Source organism: Paenibacillus sp. FSL R7-0302, from assembly GCF_038006885.1.
In the GTDB taxonomy this organism is placed as follows: Bacteria; Bacillota; Bacilli; order Paenibacillales; family Paenibacillaceae; genus Paenibacillus_AQ.
In genome coordinates this window covers 4,143,221-4,165,608 of the sequence record NZ_JBBOWB010000001.1, presented here as the reverse complement: position 1 = coordinate 4,165,608, position 22,388 = coordinate 4,143,221, and the positions used below count along the sequence as shown (strand labels likewise).

16 protein-coding genes and 2 pseudogenes are annotated in these 22,388 nt (G+C 56.3%); 11 read left to right on the top strand and 7 right to left on the bottom strand.

From position 1 onward, the window contains the following. Positions 1–8: 8 nt before the first annotated feature. Genes MKY96_RS18100 through MKY96_RS18090 form a run of 3 tightly spaced genes read right to left on the bottom strand, consistent with a single transcriptional unit; the run spans position 9 to position 3,060 of the window. Complete coding sequence (locus MKY96_RS18100) at positions 9–488, bottom strand: GNAT family N-acetyltransferase (protein ID WP_340942110.1); 480 nt, start codon at positions 486–488, stop codon at positions 9–11. After that, entirely contained in the window at positions 488–2,299 is a 1,812-nt protein-coding gene (locus MKY96_RS18095; RefSeq protein ID WP_340942108.1) for a family 20 glycosylhydrolase, read from the bottom strand. The genes MKY96_RS18100 and MKY96_RS18095 overlap by 1 nt, the downstream gene beginning before the upstream one ends. Further along, positions 2,296–3,060 carry an SIS domain-containing protein gene (locus MKY96_RS18090; protein WP_340942106.1) on the bottom strand — a complete coding sequence of 255 codons (765 nt, stop codon included), beginning with the start codon at positions 3,058–3,060 and terminating at the stop codon, positions 2,296–2,298. Before MKY96_RS18090 ends, MKY96_RS18095 begins: the two co-directional genes overlap by 4 nt. A 353-nt stretch (positions 3,061–3,413) precedes the next feature. Here MKY96_RS18090 and MKY96_RS18085 point away from each other — a divergent pair, with 353 nt between their 5' ends. The 7 genes from MKY96_RS18085 (at position 3,414) to MKY96_RS18055 (ending at position 12,131) form a co-directional block, all read left to right on the top strand. Next, entirely contained in the window at positions 3,414–4,268 is an 855-nt protein-coding gene (locus MKY96_RS18085) for a carbohydrate ABC transporter permease (protein WP_036725519.1), read from the top strand. Between the two features lie 67 nt (positions 4,269–4,335). Beyond that, entirely contained in the window at positions 4,336–5,124 is a 789-nt protein-coding gene (locus MKY96_RS18080; protein ID WP_051478036.1) for a carbohydrate ABC transporter permease, read from the top strand. 115 nt (positions 5,125–5,239) lie between these two features. After that, entirely contained in the window at positions 5,240–6,601 is a 1,362-nt protein-coding gene (locus tag MKY96_RS18075; RefSeq protein WP_340942101.1) for an ABC transporter substrate-binding protein, read from the top strand. 125 nt (positions 6,602–6,726) lie between these two features. Further along, on the top strand, positions 6,727–8,553 hold the full coding sequence (locus MKY96_RS18070) for a cache domain-containing sensor histidine kinase (protein WP_340942099.1): 1,827 nt from the start codon (positions 6,727–6,729) through the stop codon (positions 8,551–8,553). Continuing rightward, positions 8,546–10,189, top strand: coding sequence for a response regulator transcription factor (locus MKY96_RS18065; protein ID WP_340942098.1), 1,644 nt, complete (start codon positions 8,546–8,548; stop codon positions 10,187–10,189). Before MKY96_RS18070 ends, MKY96_RS18065 begins: the two co-directional genes overlap by 8 nt. Continuing rightward, positions 10,183–10,962, top strand: a complete 780-nt coding sequence (locus MKY96_RS18060) for a glucosamine-6-phosphate deaminase (protein ID WP_340942095.1) — start codon at positions 10,183–10,185, stop codon at positions 10,960–10,962. Before MKY96_RS18065 ends, MKY96_RS18060 begins: the two co-directional genes overlap by 7 nt. Then, positions 10,959–12,131, top strand: a complete 1,173-nt coding sequence (locus MKY96_RS18055; RefSeq protein WP_340942094.1) for an N-acetylglucosamine-6-phosphate deacetylase — start codon at positions 10,959–10,961, stop codon at positions 12,129–12,131. The genes MKY96_RS18060 and MKY96_RS18055 overlap by 4 nt, the downstream gene beginning before the upstream one ends. A 935-nt stretch (positions 12,132–13,066) precedes the next feature. On the opposite strand, the gene MKY96_RS18050 is transcribed toward MKY96_RS18055, so the two are convergent. Next, entirely contained in the window at positions 13,067–13,636 is a 570-nt protein-coding gene (locus tag MKY96_RS18050) for a YdeI/OmpD-associated family protein (protein WP_340942093.1), read from the bottom strand. A 422-nt stretch (positions 13,637–14,058) separates the two neighbouring features. Between MKY96_RS18050 and MKY96_RS18045 the strand changes: the two genes are divergently transcribed. Continuing rightward, positions 14,059–16,110 (top strand): methyl-accepting chemotaxis protein, encoded by a 2,052-nt coding sequence (locus MKY96_RS18045; protein WP_340942091.1) that lies wholly within the window; start codon positions 14,059–14,061, stop codon positions 16,108–16,110. On the opposite strand, the gene MKY96_RS18040 is transcribed toward MKY96_RS18045, so the two are convergent. Both MKY96_RS18040 and MKY96_RS18035 read right to left on the bottom strand, forming a co-directional pair. Further along, complete coding sequence (locus MKY96_RS18040; RefSeq protein ID WP_340942089.1) at positions 16,090–16,989, bottom strand: NAD-dependent epimerase/dehydratase family protein; 900 nt, start codon at positions 16,987–16,989, stop codon at positions 16,090–16,092. The two genes, MKY96_RS18045 and MKY96_RS18040, sit on opposite strands and share 21 nt — an antisense overlap. 50 nt (positions 16,990–17,039) lie before the next feature. Continuing rightward, positions 17,040–17,810 carry an RNA polymerase sigma factor gene (locus MKY96_RS18035; protein WP_340942086.1) on the bottom strand — a complete coding sequence of 257 codons (771 nt, stop codon included), beginning with the start codon at positions 17,808–17,810 and terminating at the stop codon, positions 17,040–17,042. 176 nt (positions 17,811–17,986) lie between these two features. On the opposite strand from MKY96_RS18035, the pseudogene MKY96_RS18030 reads away from it, so the two are divergent. Together MKY96_RS18030 and MKY96_RS18025 are read left to right on the top strand one after the other, a co-directional pair. After that, positions 17,987–18,574, top strand: a pseudogene (locus MKY96_RS18030) (ATP-dependent Clp protease proteolytic subunit); the annotation flags it as partial. A 19-nt stretch (positions 18,575–18,593) separates the two neighbouring features. Further along, positions 18,594–18,800 (top strand): hypothetical protein, encoded by a 207-nt coding sequence (locus MKY96_RS18025; protein WP_340942085.1) that lies wholly within the window; start codon positions 18,594–18,596, stop codon positions 18,798–18,800. 1,718 nt (positions 18,801–20,518) lie between these two features. Here the strand turns inward: MKY96_RS18025 and MKY96_RS33955 are convergent. Further along, positions 20,519–20,677 (bottom strand): annotated as a pseudogene (locus MKY96_RS33955) (DapH/DapD/GlmU-related protein); the annotation flags it as partial. 577 nt (positions 20,678–21,254) lie between these two features. Here MKY96_RS33955 and MKY96_RS18015 point away from each other — a divergent pair. Then, positions 21,255–22,091, top strand: a complete 837-nt coding sequence (locus tag MKY96_RS18015) for an AraC family transcriptional regulator (protein WP_340942083.1) — start codon at positions 21,255–21,257, stop codon at positions 22,089–22,091. The last annotated feature ends 297 nt before the right edge of the window (positions 22,092–22,388 follow it).

Genomic DNA, 22,388 nt, shown 5'->3' with positions numbered 1-22,388 from the left:
AATCGTATTCAGTCCATGCTGATCAGGTCACGGAATACCCCGGGAAAAGAGTCAGGGACCGCAATCGCACCCACGGTCTTCTCATAGAAAGGGACGGCGTCCGCCACCCAGCCGATAATGGCATAGCCATAACCGCTCTGGTGCATCGCGGACAGGCATTCCAGCAGCAGGGCCTTCCCGATGCCCAGCCCCCGGTAATCCTCCAGCACGCCGGTGGGGCCGAAGAAGTTCTTCACTACAACCTCGTGACAGGCGAAGCCGATCACCTCGCCCTGCTTCACGGCAATATAGCAGTGGACGGGCAGGTGGGCGAAGGCTACCTCGCATTCATTCCGCCAGCTCTCCGTGAAATGGCGGCCGACAAAATCGACAATAGCCTGCTTATCTCCGGTCATCGCCCGTTTAATAACAATGCCTTGTCCCCGCAGACGCTCCAGCAGCGCCCCGTTGTCCGGCAGATCGTATAGCTTCACGAGCATATCAGGCATCAGCTATCCCCCGCTTTCTGTTCTATGATCTCAAGATCGGTAATCATGGCATGCAGGTCCGCTTCAAACAGCTCCGGCCGGTAGAAACGGGAGCGGATGAACAGCTCCGCCATCTGCGGCACAAGCAGCTCGGCCAGCACGCTCTGCATTCTTAGCTTGGCCCGCCGGAGATCCCCGTATCCGCTCCGGTATTTGTCCCGGAGGAAGGTCATCACTTCCTCGCTCCCCGGTGACATCGCTCCCCGGAAGAGGAAGGTATGCAGCGGGGAGCGGCGCTGCGCCGGGATCTCATACTGGATCATGGCGTCGATCAGCTCGGCGGTCAGGCGGTTCTTCTTCACCTCCGGCAGGAGCTGCGGAATCAGCGCGTAATAATCGGTTACCGCATAATCCGCCCATTCTTCCCCGCTGAGCCGGTCCGCAGGCAGGCCGTGGAACTGGTGCAGGAACCGTGTCAGGAAGGTTCCGGTCTCCGCTCCGGCGTTCCAGCTCTGCTCCGCAGCGAAGAAAGCCGGATAACGCGAGGTCTCGAACAAGCCGTAGGGGCTGCCTAACGAGAACGGGCAACCCCAGTTCGTATGAATAATGCCCTCCAGCTGCTCGGAGCGGGCGAGCTGAATCCAGTCCTGCACATTCTTGACCCGGTTATGGATGACCGGATAATTCTGGTCGCCGTTATCATCCCAGCAGCGGACGGACGAAGCGCCAAGGGTCTGGATGCCCGCATCCCGCAGCTTATGGAGAATCAGCCGGGCATCGGCCTTCATCCGGTGTCCGCCATAGATCCAGACAACGACTATAATGCGTTTGTCCAGCGCCGCAATCTCTTCCGCAGTCGCATGCATGATCATATCATGCCAGATCATCGGCTGCTTGCCAAGGCTGACCGTCTTCTCCGCCAGCTGATTGACGAAGCGGATGAACGAAGCCTCCGGGGTAAGCCCGGACCGCTTGCAGTCTTCACAGGTGCCCAGGGTCCAGACCTCATCACAGCCCAGATGAAGATATTCGCTGTGCGGATGAAGGGCGGCCACTTCCTCCAGAATGCCGGCCATCATCTCGAAGGAGCCTGCGCGGTGCGGGCATAGCTCCGAGACCGTCTCCGGGATCTCGCGCAGACCGATATAAGCCGGATGCTTCAGGATATATTCCAGATGGCCGAAGGACTGCTGCTTCGGAATCACGGTGACGAAGTGGTCATGTGCGGTCTTGAGCAGCCGCTGGTGTTCTTCTTCAGTGAAGGCAAGCTCAGGATGCCGCAGGAAATCCAACTTACGGAAGGGCAGCTTGTCTTCATATTCAATGACCAGCGTATTGATCTTATAATCGGCCATCTCCGCGATATACTCCAGGATATGCTCATAGGTCGGATAGACCGTGCGCAGATCGAGATAATCGCTGCGCAGCTTCAGCTCCGCCCAGTCGGCAACCGTAAGTGCAGGCACAGTGCCTTCGCCGGAGGTTATCAGCTGCTCCAGCGTCTTAATGCCGTAGAACAGGCCGGAAGCACTTAGCGCATACAGCTCCATCCGGTCCGTGTCTGTAATGAGAACGTAACCGTCATGCTTGCCTTCTACCCGCCGGGCCATCAGCGGGTTGAGCGGGGTACCCTCCGTGACCAGAGAGAATACACCGCTGCCGTCATGCGTAGTACGCACCGTCACCTCTGTGAATATCCTTTGCGCTGCCGCAAGCAACCGGACATCCTTCATGGGGAGCTGAAGCTGCACCGTCCAGCCGCTAATACCGCTGACCGGCTCCGGTCCCCGGCTCTGCACCACCTGAGGCTCTGGAATCAGCTGAAGGTTCATAGCCAGCGGACCCGGCCCTTGAAGCGTTCAATGAAGCGGTTGTTCCACTCATCCCCGCCGGGAGCATTGCCGCTGCGCCAGACCGGCACCTCGATCCCTTTGGCCCCGAGACAGGCCGCTGTAGTCATCATCAGGGAATTGAGCAGAAAAGCGTTGGCGAAGGTTGAGGTCGAACCCATCTTCGGTTCAATCCCGCCAATATGCAGTGCAGCGTCCCCAGGCTTCACCTTGCTGTCCAGGACATAGTCGCACAGCTCATACAGATTCTGCCCTGAAGGGTGGCGGGCAATATGATCCTTAGGCGTAGCTTCAGCATGGCCGACCGAAGTAACGGCTATCGTTGTGACTCCCCGGCGACGGGCCTCTACAGCCGCATCGACACAGGCGGTGTTAATCCCGTAAGCATTGGCAAGAATCAGAATATCGCCCTCGCCCAGCCGGTTGTCTTCAATAACAAGTGTTCCGTAGCCGGGAGTGCGTTCAACGGCCATCGAGCGCAGAGCACCGTTCGAGATCATCGTGCCTTCATCTAATATGGCGCTGATATGCATCAGGCCGCCGGCGCGGAAGAAGACCTCAGTGGCATTCATATTGGAATGGCCGCCCGGGCCGTAGAGGTAGACCAGCTTGTCCTGTGCGATATGATCCGCAAGCAGCTCTGCCACCTGCTGCAGCTTGTCCTGCGGTTCGTTCCGGATCTCATTCAGCAGCTCAACAATAGTATCCATATAAGCGGACATAATATCTGGCTTGGCGTTCATCTGGATTCCTCCTAAAAGTTTATAAGTATAAGCCCGTGTGTGCTTGCCTAGAAGATAACAAAGCGGGCAAACCAAGTAAATCAACTATTTTGCGCAAATCCGCACCGTTTTTGACTGATTTACACCAGCAGTGTACCAGATGTCCGGGGAACGCTGATTATCCGCAGCGGCAGGTAAAAATTTTTCTGAACGGGTCAGGATCGTGACTTATGTAAAATTCTTTGCTTTTCTATAATGAGAGATAAGATCACGCAAGAGGGGGGACAGAGCCTTTGAAGACGTCAGTTACCTTACCGCAGTCCCATCAGACACCAACCGCCGGCAGCAGAAAAAGAAAACGGATAGAAGCGGGGATGGGCTACTTTTTCGTCGGACCCATGCTGCTGGGGGTGCTGGTATTTACACTTATTCCGATGATATTCTCCTTCATGCTCAGCTTCACCAAATGGTCGTTCGTCACCGGGTTTGATAAGATCCGCTGGAGCGGCCTCGATAATTTCCGCCAGCTGTTCCAGGATGAGGTGTTCCTGAAGTCGCTGGGCAATAACTTCATTATGCTGCTGGCCGTACCCGTCGGGATGGCGATCGCGCTGATCCTCGGGGTAATTATCACGAGTCATGTATATGCGCCGGGTGCATTCAAGGTCATCTACTTCATGCCTCAGATATCCAGTGTAGTTGCTGTGGCGGTAGTGTGGCAGGTACTCTTCCATCCTTCGTACGGTCCGGTCAACGGATTCCTGTCGGCGATCGGGGTGGACAATCCGCCCAAATGGCTGGCCGATCCCACGTATGCGCTTCCATCGGTCATGCTGCTGATGATCTGGATTGACCTTGGGGTCTCGCTGATTATCTACATTGCCGGGATCAAGAATATCCCTGCCGACTTGTATGAAGCGGCGACGATTGACGGCGCCTCCAAGCTCGCCCAGTTCCGCTCCATTACCTTTCCGCTGCTGACGCCGACGACCTTTTTCCTGCTGGTGACCGGGATTATCGGCAATTTCAAATCCTTCGCCCTGGTCAAGGTGCTGACGGACGGCGGACCGGCTAACTCCACTTCTGTCGTAGTGTACGACATGTACCAGACCGCATTTGTCGATCTTCAGACCGGTTATGCTTCATCCATGGTCATGATTCTGTTCGTCATCGTGCTTGCCATTACCGGCCTGCAGTGGCTGGGACAGCGTTATTGGGTCAATTACTAGATAAGGGAGGCACATACCTGTGAGAATAGGCAATCTGGACTGGGGAAAAGCCATCATCACCCTGATCATGGCACTGCTGGGCATTGTGTTTCTGCTCCCTTTTATATGGATGCTGTCCGCTTCGCTCAAGCCTGAGGCCGATGTGTTCAAATATCCGATCGAATGGATTCCGCAGACATGGAGGGCGGCGTTCAACTATCATTCCGTCTGGTTCGGCAAAGCCAACTTCACCCTGTATTACTGGAACTCGATTAAAGTCACAGCGCTCACGACACTTCTCTCTGTAGCGGTGTCCAGCATGGCGGCTTATGGTTTCACCAAGATCCGTTTTCCCGGCAGAAATGCACTTTTCGTACTGGTGCTGGCCACTTATATGATTCCTGCGGAAGCTACGCTGGTGCCGCTGTTCATTATCTTCCGCTCCACCGGCCTGTACGATACACATCTGGGCCTGATCCTGCTTGGCGGGTTCAGCGTGCTGGGCACCTTCCTGCTCCGCCAGTTTTTTGCCTCACTCTCGAATGAGTATATCGAATCGGCGCAGATCGACGGCGCGGGACATATCCGTATCTTCCTCTCGATTCTGTTCCCGCTGGTCCGTCCCGCCATTGCCACTTATGCCATTCTGCGGTTCATCTGGACCTGGAATGATTTTCAGACGCCGCTGGTCTTCCTGAACAGCAAGACACTTTATACGCTTCAATTGGGCATGAATGCTTTCGCTGACCGCAACGGCGCCTTCTATTCGCTCATCATGGCGGCTTCGGTCTCGGCGATTGTCCCGCTGCTGGTCGTGTTCATCCTCGGGCAGAAGCAGGTAATCGAAGGTATTTCCTTGGGGGGGGTGAAGGGGTGAGGGCTGGCAAGTTCCCGGAAGCTGCATAACCGGAAGACAGGCGGGCGGATAGGACGGTCAGGAAGTGCATGAGAACTGCATGGAACTGTAGACCACATTAGAAGGGGTGTTAGTTATGAAAAAGAATGTGTTCGCTCTGGTATGGATCATCGTGCTTCTGGTAGCCCTGGCGGGCTGCGGCAATTCAAACAACACCAATGGTGCAACTCCCACTTCCGGCAGCACGGCTGCACCGGAGGCGGGGGAGAGTGCTGCACCTTCCGCAGAACCGGTAACGATCAAAGTCGCCAACTGGTCGCCTGCGGCGGATATGGAACCGATTCTGCAGGCGTACGAGGATTCCCATCCGGGAATTACACTGGAATACGTGGAGCTGGCTGACAACGGCGATTCGGTTGCCGGGATGAAGAAGCTGGATCTGCTCGTCGCATCCGGCGAGAACCTGGATGTGGTATTCATGCCGGGGGCAACTGACTATTCACAGCGTGCCGGACTCGGACTGCTGGCTCCGCTGAATGACCTGATCAGCAAGGAAGGCATTACGCTGACAGACGAGTATACGGTTGATCCGTCCGTTGACGGCAAGGTATATGCACTTCCGGATACGCTGGAGAATTATTTCGTCCTGCTGAACAAGGACAAGCTGGATGCGGCAGGCTTAGCCGTTCCCACCGATTGGAGCTGGGACGATTACCTTGATTACGCAGCCAAGCTGACCAGCGGCACCGGGCCGTCCAAGACCTTCGGTACGTATTTCCATACCTGGGCCATGTACTGGGAGCTGGCCGTCATCAACCAGGAGAAGGACAATAATCTGGTCAACAATGGTATCGTGAATATCGACAGTGCGGGGATCCGCCAGTCCCTGGAGCTGCGCAGCAAGGCAGAGGCCTCGGGAGTAGCGGTGCCGTATGCCGACACCATCTCCCAGAAGCTTGCGTACCGCTCGGAGTTCTTCACCGGACATGCCGCGATGATCGTGACCGGCAACTGGATGATCGGCGAAGCAGGCGGGTCGGAAGAATTCCCGGCTACGTTCACCACCGCGTTCGCTCCGATGCCGTCCAATAGTGCCGGACAACCTGCGGGAGTCAGCATTGCCAACGGCAACTATGTAGGCATCCTGGAGAAGTCGGGACATCAGCAGGAAGCCTATGATTTCATCCGCTGGTACTCCACAGAGGGCGAGCAGATGCAGAATGTATATTCCGCGTGGAAGAAGCAGGATGTGGACAAGTTCATTGCCGGCGTCAAATCGGGTGCCATGAGCCCCGACAAGATTGACGAAGCCTCACTGGCCTATGTGATTAAGAATGCCAAGCCCGCACCGCTCAGCGTGCCGCCGACCTATCAAGGCGAGCTGGAAACAGCCTTTACCAAAGAAACGGAGCTGTACATCCTGAAACAGCAGGATCTGGAGACTACCATCAAGAAGGCGCAGGCTGAGCTGCAGAAGATAGTAGACGCCAACAAGTAAAAATTGGAAGCGCTGAACAGCCCTCTTTTACCGGAAATAATAGATTGAAATGAGCTGCTGGAGGCGGAAAGCTGATATGATAGAGGCATAGAAAACGATAGTCTGATTGTGAAGGAGGATTGCCATTGCTGCCTAGAGGATGGAGACTCGGTTTTCGCAATAAGCTGCTCGTCGCTTCTCTGCTCTGTCTGCTGCTTCCCGCCTCTATTACCTTGTATATCTCCAATTCCTACACCGAGCATATCCTCCGCTCCCAGGTGATTCAGAATGAACGCCGTTCGCTGGAGCAGGAGAGTCTATATATCTCTAACCTTCTCAGCAATATGGTGCTGGTGGCGAATTATATCCAGTTCGACCCCGGCATCACTCTTATTCTCAAAGAAAACTGGCAGCGCAGCAAGCTGCACGAGCCTGATACCGCCAAGCATATTCTCGATTTCAAAGAGGTGACGGACAAGCTGAACAGTGTCACCTCCATGATGGAAAAAACGTTCGTCACCGTTCTCACCTCAGATGGACAATATTATTCAAACTATGCTTACGCCAAGCTGGATGTCGGGGCACTGCTGAGGCAGCCCTGGATGGAACAAGCCCGCCGGCAGCCTGCCTTCGAGCTATATTGGGCGGGTGTGCTTGCTAACTATATCCCGACTGCTGCTCCAAGCAGCCCGCAGGTGCTGACCATTGCCAGGAATCTCAAGCTGTCCTCCAATTCAACCTATGCTACCTTGGTGATCAGTATTGGGGAGAGCCGGATCAGTCAGATTTTTAATGACAACGGGCAGGGACAGGAGACGCTGCTGATTGCGCCTGACGGAACCGTTCTTGCCGCCAGGGACAAGACCCGGCTGGGCCAGCCGTTCGCGCTTATGGATGCTGTGAAGCATTCAGAAGGTTCGGGGTTTATGGATTACCGGGGCGAGCAATATCTGCTGAGCAGCCTGGAGATTCCTTACGGGAATTACCGGATTGTCAGCCTGGCGCCATACCGTGAGGCCGTGAGCCAGATCAGTGCGACCCACCGCTGGAGCAGTGCCGTGCAGATCGTATCGGGCGCTTTTTTCCTGCTGATCCTGGTGTTGCTGGTAAGGCAGTTCACCAAGCCGGTGATCCGGCTGGATCAGGTGGCGGCGCGGGTGGACCGGGGAGAGCTGGGCATCCGCTCAGGCGTCCGCGGCTATGATGAGATCGGACGGCTGGGCAAGTCCTTCGACCATATGCTGGACCGGGTGGAACGGATGATTATCCAGATCAAGGTGGAGCAGGCGCAGAAGCGCAAGGCCGAGCTGGCAATGCTGCAATCGCAGATCAATCCCCATTTCCTGTTCAATATTCTGAATTCGATCCGCCTGCGCATCATGATGCGGGGCGATGAGGAGAATGCGGAGCTGCTGTTCTCGCTCTCCCGGCTGCTGCGGATGACCATTCAACAGCGGGATGAGTACACTACCCTGCATGATGAGCTGCATATTGTCAGGAGTTATGTGGAGCTGCTGAATTTCCGCCAGTCCGAGGAGGTGTCGCTGGATACCGATTGTACTTCGGAGAGCCTAGGCGTGAAGATCCCCCGGTTCCTGCTGCAGCCGGTCATCGAGAATGCCTACATTCATGGTCTGCATCAGGAGAGCGGACGTATTCTGATCCGGACCCGGACGCAGGATCACCGGCTGCTCATCGAGATTGAAGACAACGGGCAGGGGATGGATGAGGTAACCTTAAACCGCCTGCGTGCCGAGTTAAGCTCTGAATGGCAAGAGAAGGAAGCGATGCCGTCCAGCAGACTGGCCCATATCGGCATGTCCAATGTCTATGAGCGGCTGTATCTGACTTACGGTGTTGCCTTCCAGATCACGATTGACAGCCTGCCCGGACAAGGGACGACCTTCCGGTTCGTGCTGCCTGAAGAGATTCCGGATCAAGGCTATGAAAGGGAGCGTGGAAGCGATGTATAGCGTAATGCTGGTGGATGATGATCAGCCGGTACTGGACTTTCTCTCGGCAATGATTCCCTGGGACGAGCTTGGATTAACGCTGCATTCGGCCTGCAAGAATGGTCTGGTTGCCCTGGAGAAGGCACAGGCTGATATGCCCGATATTGTCATTACGGATATTGGCATGCCCTATATGGATGGTCTGGAGCTGATCCGCGAGCTGAAGCTGCGCAGCGAAGAGCTGCGTGTGGTGGTGCTGTCCTGCATGGATGACTTCACGTACGCCCAGCAGGCGGTGAAGCTGATGGTGAGCGACTATATTCTGAAGGAAATGATCAGCCGCGAGCTGATTACCGGGCTGCTGCGGGAGCTGTGTGAGGACCTGCGCCGCAGGGATGCGGACAAAGCCCAGACGCTGAAGTGGAAAAGCATGGCCGAGCATCAGAAGGTGCTGCTGAAGCAAAGTGTGCTGCGGCGCATCGCTGCCCGCGAGCTGCCGGACAGCGAATGGCGGGCAGACGCCGCCGAGCTGGGAATTATGCCGGATCTCACGGCCCATGTAGCCGTGCTCTGCCGGATCAGCGGCAACGCCGGGGAGAGCGAACCGGAGGAGCTTGCGCTAATGTCATGGGTGGAATCCGCCGCCGAAGCCGTGCGGCAGGAGGATACCGCTGCTGTGTGCCTGCCCTACAGCGGCCGCGATTGTGTGCTGGTCTTCAGCGGCGGTATGGGCAATGGAGCGGATTCAGGCCATATCTCCATGCTGGGCAGGCTGCGTTCCGCCATTCAAGCGCTGCCGGGGGTTAAGGCTTCCTTTCAATATTTGTGTATACCGGCGGGCGGCGGGCATTTCCGGGAGGGTATTATTGATCTGCTTAGCCAAGGCCGCGAATATGCCTTCTATCTGAAGCCGGGAGAGCTGAACGGCCTGAAGACGCTCCCGCCGTTCACGGAGGAGGATCTGTTCCTCTATTATGCCGAAGCCTCGCAGGAGATCCGTGAGGCCTTCCTGGAGGAAGCGGCGGACAGGCTTGCGGCCTTGCTGTCGAAATGGATGAATACCATCCGGGCCAGACGTTATGCACCGCGACAGGTGAAGGAGTGGATGCTCAAGCTGCTCTACGATAACCAGATGCGGCTGATGGCCCGCCAGCAATACCAGTCCACCTTTTCCCTGGAGCTTCTGCATGATACCCTGACGGCCATTGATCATATCGATCACCTGGAGGAATGGTCTCAGCAGTTCTTCAGCGAACGCCTGCCGGTGATCCGGGAGATGTACCAGGAGACCCGCCGGGATGAGATCAAGAAGGTGAAGCAGTATGTAGACCGCCATCTGAACCGTAAAATCACGCTGGAGGAGGTGGCGGAATACACGCATTTGAATTCGAGCTATTTCAGCCGCCTGTTCAAAAAAGAAACCGGAATGAGCTTCATCCACTATGTCACCCATACCAAAATGGAGCAGGCCAAGGAATGGCTGGACCAGTCTCCGCAAAGTGTGGAGCAGGTAGCGGAGCAGCTTGGATATGAGAATAAAAGCTATTTCACGAAGCTCTTCAAGCTGCATACAGGCACTACGCCCGGAGAGTTCCGGGGGGAGGAAGGCAGCCGGTCTGCACAGACATCAGGCACAAGGAGGCACTACCCATGCTGAACATCAAACCGATTCATACAGAACTGTCAGGTGCTATGCTTGTCCGTGTATACAAGAACCGCTCACAGCTCGGAGCTGCTGCCGGGCGTGAGGCAGCGGCGGCCATCCGGGCGCTGCTGGCCTCCAAGGCACAGGTGCGGATCGTGTTCGCCGCTGCACCCTCCCAGAATGAATTTCTTGCGGAGCTTGCCGCTGCGCCGGATTTGGACTGGAGCCGGATTACTGCGTTCCATATGGATGAATATATCGGCCTGCCGGCAGGCTCGCCGCAGAGCTTCGGCAGCTTCCTCAGGGAGGCGCTGTTCGGCAAGGTTTTGCCGGGAACGGTCCATTATCTGAACCCTGCCGCCAGCCCGGAAGCCGAATGCAAGCGTTACGGACGGCTGCTGGCGGAAGCGCCGATCGATATCGTCTGCCTCGGCATCGGGGAGAATGGTCACCTGGCCTTCAATGATCCGCCCGTGGCAGATTTCAATGACCCGCTTCCTGTGAAGCTGGTGGTACTGGATGAGGTCTGCCGGAACCAGCAGGTGAATGACGGGTGCTTCCCCAGCCTGGCGGAAGTGCCGCAGCAGGCCTTGACGTTGACGATTCCGGTCCTGCTGTCCGCGCAATGGCTGTTCTGCATGGTGCCGGGCGCTTCCAAGCGCGGCGCGGTTACCCGCACGCTGCATGAATCTGTCTCTACGGCATGTCCGTCCACGATCTTGCGCGAGCACGGGGATTGCCGGATGTTCGTGGACACCGACTCCTTCGGGGCGGTCCTCTCATGAACATTGACGCGCTGCATTACCGGACAGGCGAACCGGTCCGCATTACGCTGCAGGAGGGCTTCATTGCTGCAATTGAACCTCTTGATACGGAACTGACGCTGGAGGAACGGGCGGAGCTGTCAATGGTTGCGCCGGGCCTGGTGGATCTGCAGATCAACGGCTATGGCGGATATGATTTCAATCATCCGGCACTGGGTGCAGAGGATGTCAAGAAGGCGGTCCGCGCGGTGTGGCGGGAGGGGATAACGGCCTTCTACCCGACTGTAATTACCGGCGCCCCGTATACTATTCTCGGAGCGATGCGGGCGATTGCCCGGGCCTGTGACGAGGATGAGGCCAGCGCGGCGACGATCAAGGGCATCCATCTGGAAGGCCCGTTCCTCTCGCCGGAGGACGGGCCGCGCGGGGCACATGCGCTGGAGCATATCCGTCCGCCGGATACGGCCTTGTTCGACCAGTGGCAGGAGGCTTCGGGCGGACGAATCTCCATTGTGACGCTGTCCCCCGAATGGGAGGGGAGCGCGGAATTCATCCGCCACTGCGTACGGCAGGGAGTGACGGTCTCCATCGGGCATACGTCAGCGGATACCGCGCAGATTGCCGGGGCGGTTGCCGCCGGAGCGCGGCTGTCCACGCATCTGGGCAATGGTGCCCATGCTATGCTGCCGCGCCATCCGAACTATCTGTGGACCCAGCTCGCCGAAGAGGCGCTGTGGTGCACCTTGATCGCCGACGGCTTCCACCTCCCGGATGAGGTGCTGAAGGTGGCGATGAAGGTCAAGGGCCGGCGGGCACTGCTGGTCAGCGATGCCGTTGCCCTCGCCGGGCTTGCGCCCGGCAGCTACGACACGCCGGTCGGCGGCCGTGTCGTGCTGACCCCGGCGGGCCGGCTGCATCTCGCCGGCGAGCCCGGGCTGCTGGCGGGCTCGGCGCAGATGCTGCTGCGCCACATCGCGCGCCTCAGCGCCGCGGGCCTGGCCAGCCTGCCGGACGCCTGGGACATGGCGTCCGTGCATCCGGCAGGCTTCATGGCCCTGCCGGCGGCCGCGGGCCTGGCCCCAGGAGCGCCGGCGGATCTGGCGCTGATCCGCCGCCCCGGCACCGGCGCGGCCGGGCTTGCGCTGACGGCGCTGTGCCAGGCCGGCGGCTGGGTGTACCGCCGGGAGTGAGTGAGCGGCGGCGGTAAGGTGTGGGCAGGTCCCCGGTTAAGGGGGCCTGTTATGGTTTTTTTATGCCTTTAGCCAGTTGAGTGCGTGAAACATGCGAAATCAGGACCACCCGTCCAACGGATGGTCCTGATTTGGAAGTGAATCGCTTAACTTGAGCGATTACAGGCGGAGGGAGCGGCATGGGCAGGGCATGGGGATGGGGATGGCTGTTGCGCCAGCGTCTGCTCCACGCCAGTAACATTAACAGTAAATGTGTTCTGTTTTCCGCACACATTTGCCCCGATCGCCTTCGGGCAGCGAGAATGTATGCTGTTTTTCACATACATTCGGGCCATGCGCCTGCATGTCACCACAATGTATGTTGTTTTTCACATACATTCGGGTCATGCGCCTGCGTGCCACTACAATGTATGTTGTTTTTCACATACATTCGGGCCATGCGCCTGCGTGCCACCACAATGTATGCTGTTTTTCACATATATTCGGGCCATGCGTCTGCGTGCCACCACAATGTATGCTGTTTTTCACATACATTCGGGCCATGCGCCTGCGTGCCACCACAATATATGTTGTTTTTCACATATATTCGGGCCATGCGCCTGCGTACCACCTCAATGTAATCGTTTTTCCGCATACACCCGCACTAGATATCTGCACTATGTCCGCACTAGCGTCAACGTTTGCGCCAGCGCCTGGACCAGTAGCTGCATCAGCATCAACATAGTTATCTGTACTAGCCTCAGCCCCGGGCTCACCACTAGCCCCAGCCTCACCGTCTGCATCAGCCCCACCCTCAGGAAGCAGTTGGACTTTTAGGTACTTGTTCAGGGGCGGAAGCGGGCACACTCCAAAGGACCAACTATAAGATACGTTTTTCCAACGATATAGATTGGAATTTTATTTTGTAACTTGTCCCCAAAAAAGCACCCCCAGAACTAATAATCCAGCAGACGCCCGTTGTCATGCCACTCTCCGTACATTTTGTTCACGCGGGTATTCTCGATGAATTTGTCCAATCTGCGTTCGAACAGCTCCGGCTGGCGGATATAGCTCTGAATGGTGTCGATCCGCACCCGCTGATACAGCGCCGGAAAGGCCAGGAAATGGCGGTACACCTGCTCGTCCTCCTTCAATCTCTGTTCAATCACAGGATCGATTCGAAAAGCTCCGACATTCATATCAGGCAGGCATCGCCGTCCCTCGCCGCGCATCAGCCCCAGCTTCTCCAGCCTTCGCACGCGCTCCTTATTAAGCTCAGTCCATGAACTCCGCTTGCTGCGTGGAGACAGCCGTTGCATCAGCTTGCCTTCAGCATTCACCTTCTTCACCCCGTCGATCCAGCCGAAGCACAGCGCTTCTTCCACGGCGTCAAGGTACAGTATTGTCCCCGGGAGCGGCTTCAGACTGACCTCTGCCCAGCAAGAGCACTCTGTGGTACTGTTCGCCATCAGCCAATTTCTTAATTCTTCCCTCGTTGTAGCTGCAAGCCTATTTTCAATGATCATAGTTAGTGTTCACTCCCTTCTGACGTTAACCCGTTGCTCTCTTCCTGATCCAAATTCTGCACATTATACAACTTCTCCCTTATTAAACTAATCCAATTCTAAAAATATTGCACAAAAGGCAGCATTCCCTCTTCTCTAAGTGGCTAGGCGGCGACATTCCTGCATTTTTTGCAACAATCCTGCCATTCCGGCGGTATGTATGGTATTAATGCTGCAATTTGTGCAACATCCTCCGTTTCCCTTAAATTTTGCCGCTTTGTTAACACTTTCGCAACACATTCTTTACGCTGCGCATACACAACTTGAGAGAGTAATTAATATCCGGCTTTTACAATGAGGTTATTAGCATAATATACCTATTGCATAATCAGGCTTGATATGAAGGGATGATACTTTTGAAGGGGAAGCCGCTGCACTTTTCGATGAAATGGAAGCTGATCTTGAGTTTCTCGGCGATTACACTTATTTTTCTGGGCGTGGCTGTGTACCAGGGACATAAAATCAAGCAGGTCGAGCTGTCCATGGAACGGCAGAAGAGCGAAATGGAGAATAGAATCACGGTCTCAACCATCACCCAGCAGCTGCAGGAGCTGAACCGTGCCGAGACTTCCTTGGCGGAATCCAGCGACCTGGAGCAGGCAGAATCTTTACAGGAGAAGCAGCAGCAGTTGTCTGCCGAACTCGCCAGGGTGAATTTTGAACAGGGCACGCCTGCATCCGCGAGCTTTAAGCTGTTGACTGCGCAGGCCGCAGAATACGGCACTCTAACCAAGGAACTGGTAACTGTGATGTCGGACGAGACCCTTGACCCGCTAAGTGTTTTGGAGAAAATCGATGGTATACATACGAAGGCGCTCGCATTGAATCAGGACATGCTGAAGACGAACGGGAAGCTGTACACCGCCGCTGCCAAAAATGCCGAACAGGCGCAGAATGTCTCCTTCGCCCTGCTGGATGATACGGTATCCATCGTGACGTATGCTGCGATCGCAGTGTCCCTGTTCCTGCTGATGCTCGCCTGGCTGCTGATCCGCTCGTTCCTCACCCCGGTACGCAAGCTGCAGGCCGCGCTCAGACAGATCGCGGATGGCGATCTGCGGCAGCAGATTAACTCCCCATACAATGACGAGCTGGGACAGCTGAGCCATCATTTCGACCATATGGTCAGCAGGGTACAGGGGATGCTGCGGCAGACGTTGTCTGCGGCGGGGTCGCTTGCCGATTACGCGCAATCTTTTCAGGGGTCTTCGGCGGTTACAGCGCATACGAACCAGAATATTGTCAGAACCATACAGGAGATTTCGCTTGGAGCAGACCAGCAGGCCAGCCAGTCGGAGCAGAGCACGCAGCTCCTGGTGGAGGTGGCCTCCGGGGTACGGGAGATTACTGACTATACCGATGTGATGCTGACTACGAGTGAAGCCGCTAACCGGAACAGACAGCTGGGCTCGGAGACCGTTACGGCGCTGCGCCAGAGCTCGCAGGATTCCCGGGTGTCCATCAGCAAGGTCTACGGGGCGCTGGACAAGCTGGTGAGCCAGTCCAAGGATATCTCGCGCATTACCCATTCGATTACCGAAATCTCGAAGCAGACGAATATTCTCTCGTTGAACGCCGCGATTGAAGCGGCCAGGGCCGGGGCAGCAGGCAAAGGCTTCGCCGTGATTGCCGATGAAGTGCGCCAGCTGTCCGTCCAGACGAATGGCTCCTCGGTGCATATCAGCAGGATTATTCAGGAGCTTGAGGCCGGTATGGCTGATTTCCAGGGACATATGATGGAGACCCGGGACCGTCTGGAGCAGCAGGACCATCAGGTGGAACAGACCCTGGCTTCCTTCGCCGCGATCGACGAATCGATTACAGGCATCAGCACACAGATCGGGCAAATTCACCTTAAGGTGGAACAGACCAGTGTCCTCAATTCGCGGCTTGCCGAATCTGTACATTCTGTTGCGGCTGTAGCTGAGCAGACGGCGGCCGGAGTTCAGGAGGTTAACGCTTCCAGCACCCAGCAGGATCAGGCCATCAGCGACATTGCCAGGCAGGCCGGGGAGATTAATGAAATCTCACAGCGGCTGTTCCGGGAGATCAATGTGTTCAAAATACCGGAGGCTTTTGAGGCCGGATTCGAGCTTGGAGTAGCGTCTGAGCTAGAGCCAGACCCAGATTCCGTTTCAGATTCAGGTGTAAGTTCAGCACATGCAGCTCGAACGCTTCGCGGAAGGGTGCAGGAACCGGAAGAGCAGCAGGAAGCGGAGACAGCCGCGGAAATCCAGCCCAACCCGCAGCAGGAGATGCATACGAACCTCACGCAACAGTCAGACAAAAGGGCAGAAGCCGGAATTCACCAGCCCCTGCCTGCGGGAATACCGGTGCAGGATAAGCCTGCACCCGGTCAGAGTACACTTGTGAACGAACCGCAGAAAGAAATCTCCAAAGAGCTGGAGCAGGAGCTACTGGTCCTTGCGAAGTGAATGGGTCAGCGACGAGACCAGCTCCGGGAACCACTCTGATAAGGACAGGAAGCTGAAGCCCGCACTGCGGGCTTTTGCCGTATCCATGAACCAGGATGCTGGTATCCCAAAAGGAGATTGATCCGCTTCAGCGGCGTCGTCCCGGATGACTGCCGTCAGTCCGGTAATCTCTTCAATGATGGAGATGACGCTGCCAATGGTGAGGGTTCCGTCGGAGCAGGCATTCACCGGCCCCGTGACGGCTGAGCCCTCCCGGCCTAGCCAATGCAGGAAATCAGCCGCTTCGTCCGAACGGATGAACGAGATCTCCGCCTGCGGATTAGGGATGCCCACCGGTTGACCCGCCAGAACATGCTCGATGTGAAAATGCAGCCGGCGCGTATAATCATCCGTGCCCAGCACAATCGGAAAGCGTACCGCAGCCACCGGGAAATCCGCTGTCTGGAGCAGAACTGCTTCGGCTTGCCTTTTGCCTTCCTGGTAACTGACATCCGCTTTCCCGCCAGACTTCAGCGGATAATGCCAAGGATCGAAGTCCGTTTCAGCCAGCGCCTCCGGTTGCGGATCGTACACCGACAAGCTGGAAGTCAGGATATACCGCTTGGTCCGTCCCGCCCAGATCCGCCCAGCCGCCGCTGCCTCATCCGGCGAGAAGCAAATATTATCATATACGATATCCCATTCGGTATCTCCTACAGCCCGTTCAAGCGCCGCTTCATCCGTCCGGTCCACGGCCAGCCGCTTGACACGCTCACCGAAAGTATCCTCAGCGATCCCCCGGGTCAGAATGGTGACCTCGCTGTCCTGGTCCTGGAGCAGCAGCTCCACCAGTCTTTTGCCGAAAAATCTCGTTCCTCCAAGCACAAGCACCTTCTTCATGGAATCACTCTCCTAAGTTATAGTCAGAGCCACTGCTCCATTCATCCGTATTATGCAGCCATCCGAAGCTCACCGTACGCAGGTGCTCCCTGGGTATAGGCGTATCTCGCGTTGTCTGTATACATGGAATACACGGCCTGAACTGTAAAGGTGCTTACAGCAGATGCTGTCTCCCCGGCGTTCTCCTGGCGGAGCAACTCCAGCAATACTGGAATCTGCCCTTGCTCATAGGCCTCAGCCAACGCCCGCAGATACCCCCGGTAATCGGCATCCTGCGGTAGAGCGGGGCCTTCATGCTGGATCAGCTCTTCCCGGACCCTGCTCAAAGCCTGGCGTGCACGGTGCAGCGCTGCTTTGACCGCTCCTTCCGTGGTTGACAAGAGTCCGGCGGACTCAGCGGCTGAATACCCCAGCACATCGCGGAGGACCCAGGCGGTCCGCTGTGACGGCGAGAGATGGGCGAGCAGCGCCTGGAAGGTCAGCTCCAGCCCGGAAAGCTCCTCTAGAGCTGCGGCCGCAGAAGCCGGGTCTGATGATGCTCCAGACCGCTGCATCGCGCGAATAAGGGACCCCTGGCGGCGGGAGGCGTCAATCCAGGTATTCTTGGCAATCCGCAGCAGCAGGGCTTCGGGATTGGGGCTGATGGTGAATTTGCAGTAGCCCAGCGCTTTGGCCCAGGTCTCCTGCGCCAGATCGTCGGCTTCGAAGCGGGAGCGGGTGAGCGACAGGCAGTAGCGCTGCAGTGTTGTTCCCAGCTCTTGAAGATGTCTTGTATCCATAGCTATCGTATCCGGTGTCCGGTGATGTTCAAGCATCGTCATAGTAGCCCTCTCCTTCGATGGATTGTGTTGCTTCTATTATATAAACGAACGGCGCATTGTAAAAGATACGCACTCCCGCTATTTCCGCTTCTCCTCCGGCTTCCGTATCTTTTCGTGCAGGCTGACCGTTTACAGGGTATCAACACCAACACAGGAAGACAGATCAGAGGAGGCACACCAGAATGAGCGTAATACCTTATGTGATTGAACAGACAGCCAGAGGAGAGCGGTCCTATGATATTTATTCCCGGCTGCTGAAGGACCGGATTGTATTCGTGGGTGCGGCGATCGATGACGGGCTGGCTAATAGCATTATCGCGCAATTGCTGTTCCTGGCGGCGGATGAGCCGGAGAAGGATATCCAGATGTTCATTAACAGTCCGGGAGGTTCGACTACCGCAGGCTTCGGGATTTATGATACGATGCAGGTAATTAAACCTCAAGTCAACACGATCTGCACTGGTTTTGCCGCTTCGTTTGCTTCTCTGCTATTGCTCTCCGGCGCTACAGGCAAACGGTCGGCCCTGCCGAACAGCGAGATTATGATCCATCAGCCGCATGGCGGGGCGCAGGGGCAGGCGAGCGATATTGCGATCAGCGCCAGACGTATTCTTCAGATCCGCGAGAAGATTGTCGGGATCACCGCGCAGCGGACCGGTCAGCCGCCGGAGAAGGTGGAGAAGGACATGGACCGGGATTATTTCATGTCGGCTGAGGAGGCACTGGAGTACGGAATTATTGACACGATCATCACCCATTTGTGAGACGAAGGAGAGGAAGAGCATGCTGGAAGCGCTGAAGGGACAGGAAGTTCATATTCATTTTTTGGATGGTACAAGTGTTAGGGGAGGCGTACTGGAGGAGCTGGACGAGAGGTTCGTGAAATACAGCACCGAATATCAGACCCTCTACATTCCGATTACCTCGATCCGGGCGGTAGATGTGCAGACCAAGGAGCGCGAACGTCCGCGCGTCGGCTTCGGGCAATAGTCGTTCGGGAGCTGCATGTAAAAGCGTACAACACCCCGTCATCTCTGCTCAGAACGAGCGGAGATGACGGGGTGTTTGCGCTTGTTCAGGAAATTATAGTTTCCACAACCGAATACAATAGGCTAGCGCTACGGCGCATGGCCCGAATGTATGTGAAAAACAGCATACATTTGCTGGCGCTACGGCGCATGGCCCGAATGTATGTGAAAAACAGTATACATTGTGCTCGTAAGCAGACGCATGGCCCGAATGTATGTGAAAAACAGCATACATTGTGGTGGCACGCAGACGCATGGCCCAAATGTATGCGAAAAACAGCATACATTGAGGTGGCACGCAGGCGCATGGCCCGAATGTATGTGGAAAACAGCATACATTTGCTGTCGCGCAGGTAATCTCATTCACCCGCAGGGTGATTTTGTTCAAAGAGAATCGATATGCTCCGCTATACAGTATCCTTATCATTTCGCTGAAACGGTACCGCCCTTTAAAGGACGACACAGCCGTTTCTACTTGTGAGCGAGTTCTGGCATACGTATGAACGCCAGTCCCGCTTATACGGATAACGAGAAGGCCGGGTCCGGGCGGTGCACACCCATTGGAGTGTACCCGAGCGACACGCTTATGCCGCATAGATCGGCTAACAAATAGATGATGCTTAACCACATCTCCGTGCCTTGCAGGCCGGTGTCCTGCTGCCGGGATAACTGGAAGGCGAAGCCGCGCTCCGGAACCCAGAACTTCAGCACTTCGCTGAGCATCTTCTCGGCCCAGACGCGGATCTCTTCCTGGCGGTAATCCGTCTGCTTCTGGCAGAGCCAGAGCGGGTGGACGACATCCAGCACGTTGCAGGCATTCAGCACCTCCGCCCGGAAGAACCTGCGGTCTCTGCTGTGGGCCAGCACAGTATCGATGCTGCGCTCCGGGTATGGCAGGGGCAGACCGAACTGGGCGTAGGTAGCGCGCGTAAGCCGGTAAAAGCCGTTCACCGGCTGCAGCCAGCCCTCCTCTGCAGTAGGCAGACCCCACAGCCCGGAGTCCCGGCGGCAATGCGTCGCCAGCCAGCCGAACAGATCATCCGGGCGCTTGCCGGAGCCGAAGGACTTCAGATTGAGATACAGGCCGGTAGCATAGCAATCGATCCAGTCACCAGCGCCCCAGGCATTGTCCGCCCATGGCAGACTATTCAGCTGCTGGTACAGTGTCACGGTATCCATATTCTCGGCCACGGCAACGGGGTAGAGCAGAGCAGATCCTAACACCTCCAGCGCGTAGCCTGCTGCAAGAAGATGATACCGGGAGAGATGATCGGATAATAACGCGGGCTGGTCATCCTCTCCGGGCGGAGACCAGGGATCGGGCAGCAGTCCTGTGCTGCTGTCCTGAAATCCCTGCAGCTTGGCGATAAGCTCCTCCCGGGTCCAGCCGGGCGGCAGACTGCCGAACATCGCAGCGATCTCCACAGCGTCGCAGTACGCCCGTACGGTCCGCCCCGCTCCCGGCCGGTCCCGGAACAGCTTCTCTCCCTCTATCGTTTCCGAGTAGAACTCCAGCAGGGAAGTTAGCTGCTCCTGCACCTGCTTGCTGAAGTCCGCCAACTGCTCATCTATACCTTCGCCCAAACTTCCCGCCTCCCTGTCCATGCTATTCTTAATGCTCATTACTGAATCCTCCTCGGCTGTCCTTGGCTCAGCCGTTGCAGCTGCCTCCCCTGCCAGCCGGCTGCGGATCAGTCTGGCCGGATTGCCGCCGACAATGCTGTACGCGGGCACATCCCGGGTCACGATGGCACCCGCCGCAACAATGCTGTGCGACCCGATCCGCACTCCGTCAAGAATCACGGCATTCGCCCCGATCCACACATCATCTCCTATGACAATGCCCTTGACTGTCAGAGGCTGGCGGAAGACCGGAACATCCGTCACAGCATAGCCGTGATTGAAGCCGTATAGACTTGCATGGGAAGCGATCCGCACGCCATTACCCATGGTAATATCGCCTGACAATATGCTATAGCTGTTCATAGAGCAGTCGCTGCCCGTGACCAGCCGTGTGCTGCGGATAATCGCACCTCCGGCAATGTAGCTCCGGTCGCCGAGCACCAGCTGATCCGGCAGCACGATGGCTTGCGGCGAGACGAAGCAGGCTTCTCCGAAGGTGCAGGGATAATCCGCAGCAAGCTGCTGCTGGTGGCGGTCCTGCTGAAGGCGTTCTTGTTCGGACAGGCCAATCCAGGGCATGTAATCCAGGGCTTGTGCCGGGGTGGACAGGGTTTCAGTCATCTGGTTTCTCTCCTTCATCATTTCAGCCGTTAATGTCCTAAGTGTAGCAATGAATGCAGGGGAGTGGCATGGTAAAATGAACAGAATTGGCATGTCAAAAACGCTTCGAATATCCCGGCCCGGATTGAACTCATTCCGGTAAATGGCATGCCGAGAAACGGAGGAGCTGTACATGGAGGAGATTCCGCAGAATCTGGTGATGGATATTCACTGGATTCATGACAAGGTTACCTTCCCGCACTGGAAGGATATCCGTCAGAATATACATGTGCACAGTCTTTACTGGATTCAGGAGGGGGAAGGAGTCTTTCGCACAGACATCGAGGAGCATCCGGTCTCGCCGGACATGCTGTTCTATCTGCGGCCGGGACTGCCCTTGGAGATGAGCAGCGGAGGCGGTGAGCCTTTGCGGATCACCATGATCCTGCTCTCGCTGTATACGTTGTCGCCGTCTGCGGACAATCAGGGGAGGGTAGAGCCGCTTCATGAACTGCCCTTGCCGTTCCAGCTGAAGCCCGGGAGGGAGCCGGGCAGAGCGCTGGGTGAGCTGTTCCGCACCATTGCCAGCGATTTTGTTCCCGGAAGTCCCGGAAGCCAGCTTAAGACTCAGGCGCTGCTTTATCAGCTTTTGTACGAAATATTTCAGGCTAAGGATGGCGGCCATCCAGACCGCGGACAGGGCTATGAATTGTTCTTACGGATGAAGGAGGAGCTTGAGCGGCGCTACAGTGAACCCTTGCAGATCCAACAGCTGGCGGTGCGCTACGGGATATCGTCCGCGTATATGCGCAGTCTTTTTCAGCAATATCTGCACAAGAGTCCCAAAGGGTATTTAAGTGAAATCCGCTATGAGCATGCGAAGAAGCAGCTGCTGTACACCAGGCTAACCCTGAAGGAGATTGCGGCCGCCTGCGGGTACAGCGATGAGTTTCATTTCAGCAAAGCCTTCAAGCAGCTCAGCGGACAGCCGCCGTCTGCCATGAGGTTCCGCGAATCCCGCAACGGCTAGGCACGACAGAGGTATGGGATAGAGCGGGTTACGCATAATAAAAGGATGGACCGGATCAGAGTAGTCAACACTGGGCGGCGGCCTTTACAATGATCAGTTAATGGCAGCGAAAAACGGGTAATTTATTATTATGTGTCTCATTGGCACTTTTGTCCGGCTGACCTTGCTTAAATTTGAAATAAATAAGTTGAACAACACCGCTGTTGTGATATAATTATCCGGTTGGCCTGATGCACTGGAAATGGACGGGACCCCAAGCTGTTTTCCATTCGGTTAAGGTTAAAAGCGAAGGAAAAC

Bases quoted from the DNA above. Each gene is read 5' to 3' on its own strand.
- MKY96_RS18095 (WP_340942108.1), bottom strand. From the start codon at position 2,299: ATGAACCTTCAGCTGATTCCAGAGCCTCAGGTGGTGCAGAGCCGGGGA.
- MKY96_RS18035 (WP_340942086.1), bottom strand. From the start codon at position 17,810: ATGACGATGCTTGAACATCACCGGACACCGGATACGATAGCTATGGAT.
- MKY96_RS18085 (WP_036725519.1), top strand. From the start codon at position 3,414: ATGGGCTACTTTTTCGTCGGACCCATGCTGCTGGGGGTGCTGGTATTT.
- MKY96_RS18025 (WP_340942085.1), top strand. From the start codon at position 18,594: ATGCTGGAAGCGCTGAAGGGACAGGAAGTTCATATTCATTTTTTGGAT.
- MKY96_RS18055 (WP_340942094.1), top strand. From the start codon at position 10,959: ATGAACATTGACGCGCTGCATTACCGGACAGGCGAACCGGTCCGCATT.
- MKY96_RS18080 (WP_051478036.1), top strand. From the start codon at position 4,336: ATGGCACTGCTGGGCATTGTGTTTCTGCTCCCTTTTATATGGATGCTG.
- MKY96_RS18040 (WP_340942089.1), bottom strand. From the start codon at position 16,989: ATGAAGAAGGTGCTTGTGCTTGGAGGAACGAGATTTTTCGGCAAAAGA.
- MKY96_RS18100 (WP_340942110.1), bottom strand. From the start codon at position 488: ATGCCTGATATGCTCGTGAAGCTATACGATCTGCCGGACAACGGGGCG.
- MKY96_RS18065 (WP_340942098.1), top strand. From the start codon at position 8,546: ATGTATAGCGTAATGCTGGTGGATGATGATCAGCCGGTACTGGACTTT.
- MKY96_RS18015 (WP_340942083.1), top strand. From the start codon at position 21,255: ATGGAGGAGATTCCGCAGAATCTGGTGATGGATATTCACTGGATTCAT.
- MKY96_RS18075 (WP_340942101.1), top strand. From the start codon at position 5,240: ATGAAAAAGAATGTGTTCGCTCTGGTATGGATCATCGTGCTTCTGGTA.
- MKY96_RS18045 (WP_340942091.1), top strand. From the start codon at position 14,059: ATGAAATGGAAGCTGATCTTGAGTTTCTCGGCGATTACACTTATTTTT.
- MKY96_RS18050 (WP_340942093.1), bottom strand. From the start codon at position 13,636: ATGATCATTGAAAATAGGCTTGCAGCTACAACGAGGGAAGAATTAAGA.
- MKY96_RS18090 (WP_340942106.1), bottom strand. From the start codon at position 3,060: ATGAACGCCAAGCCAGATATTATGTCCGCTTATATGGATACTATTGTT.
- MKY96_RS18060 (WP_340942095.1), top strand. From the start codon at position 10,183: ATGCTGAACATCAAACCGATTCATACAGAACTGTCAGGTGCTATGCTT.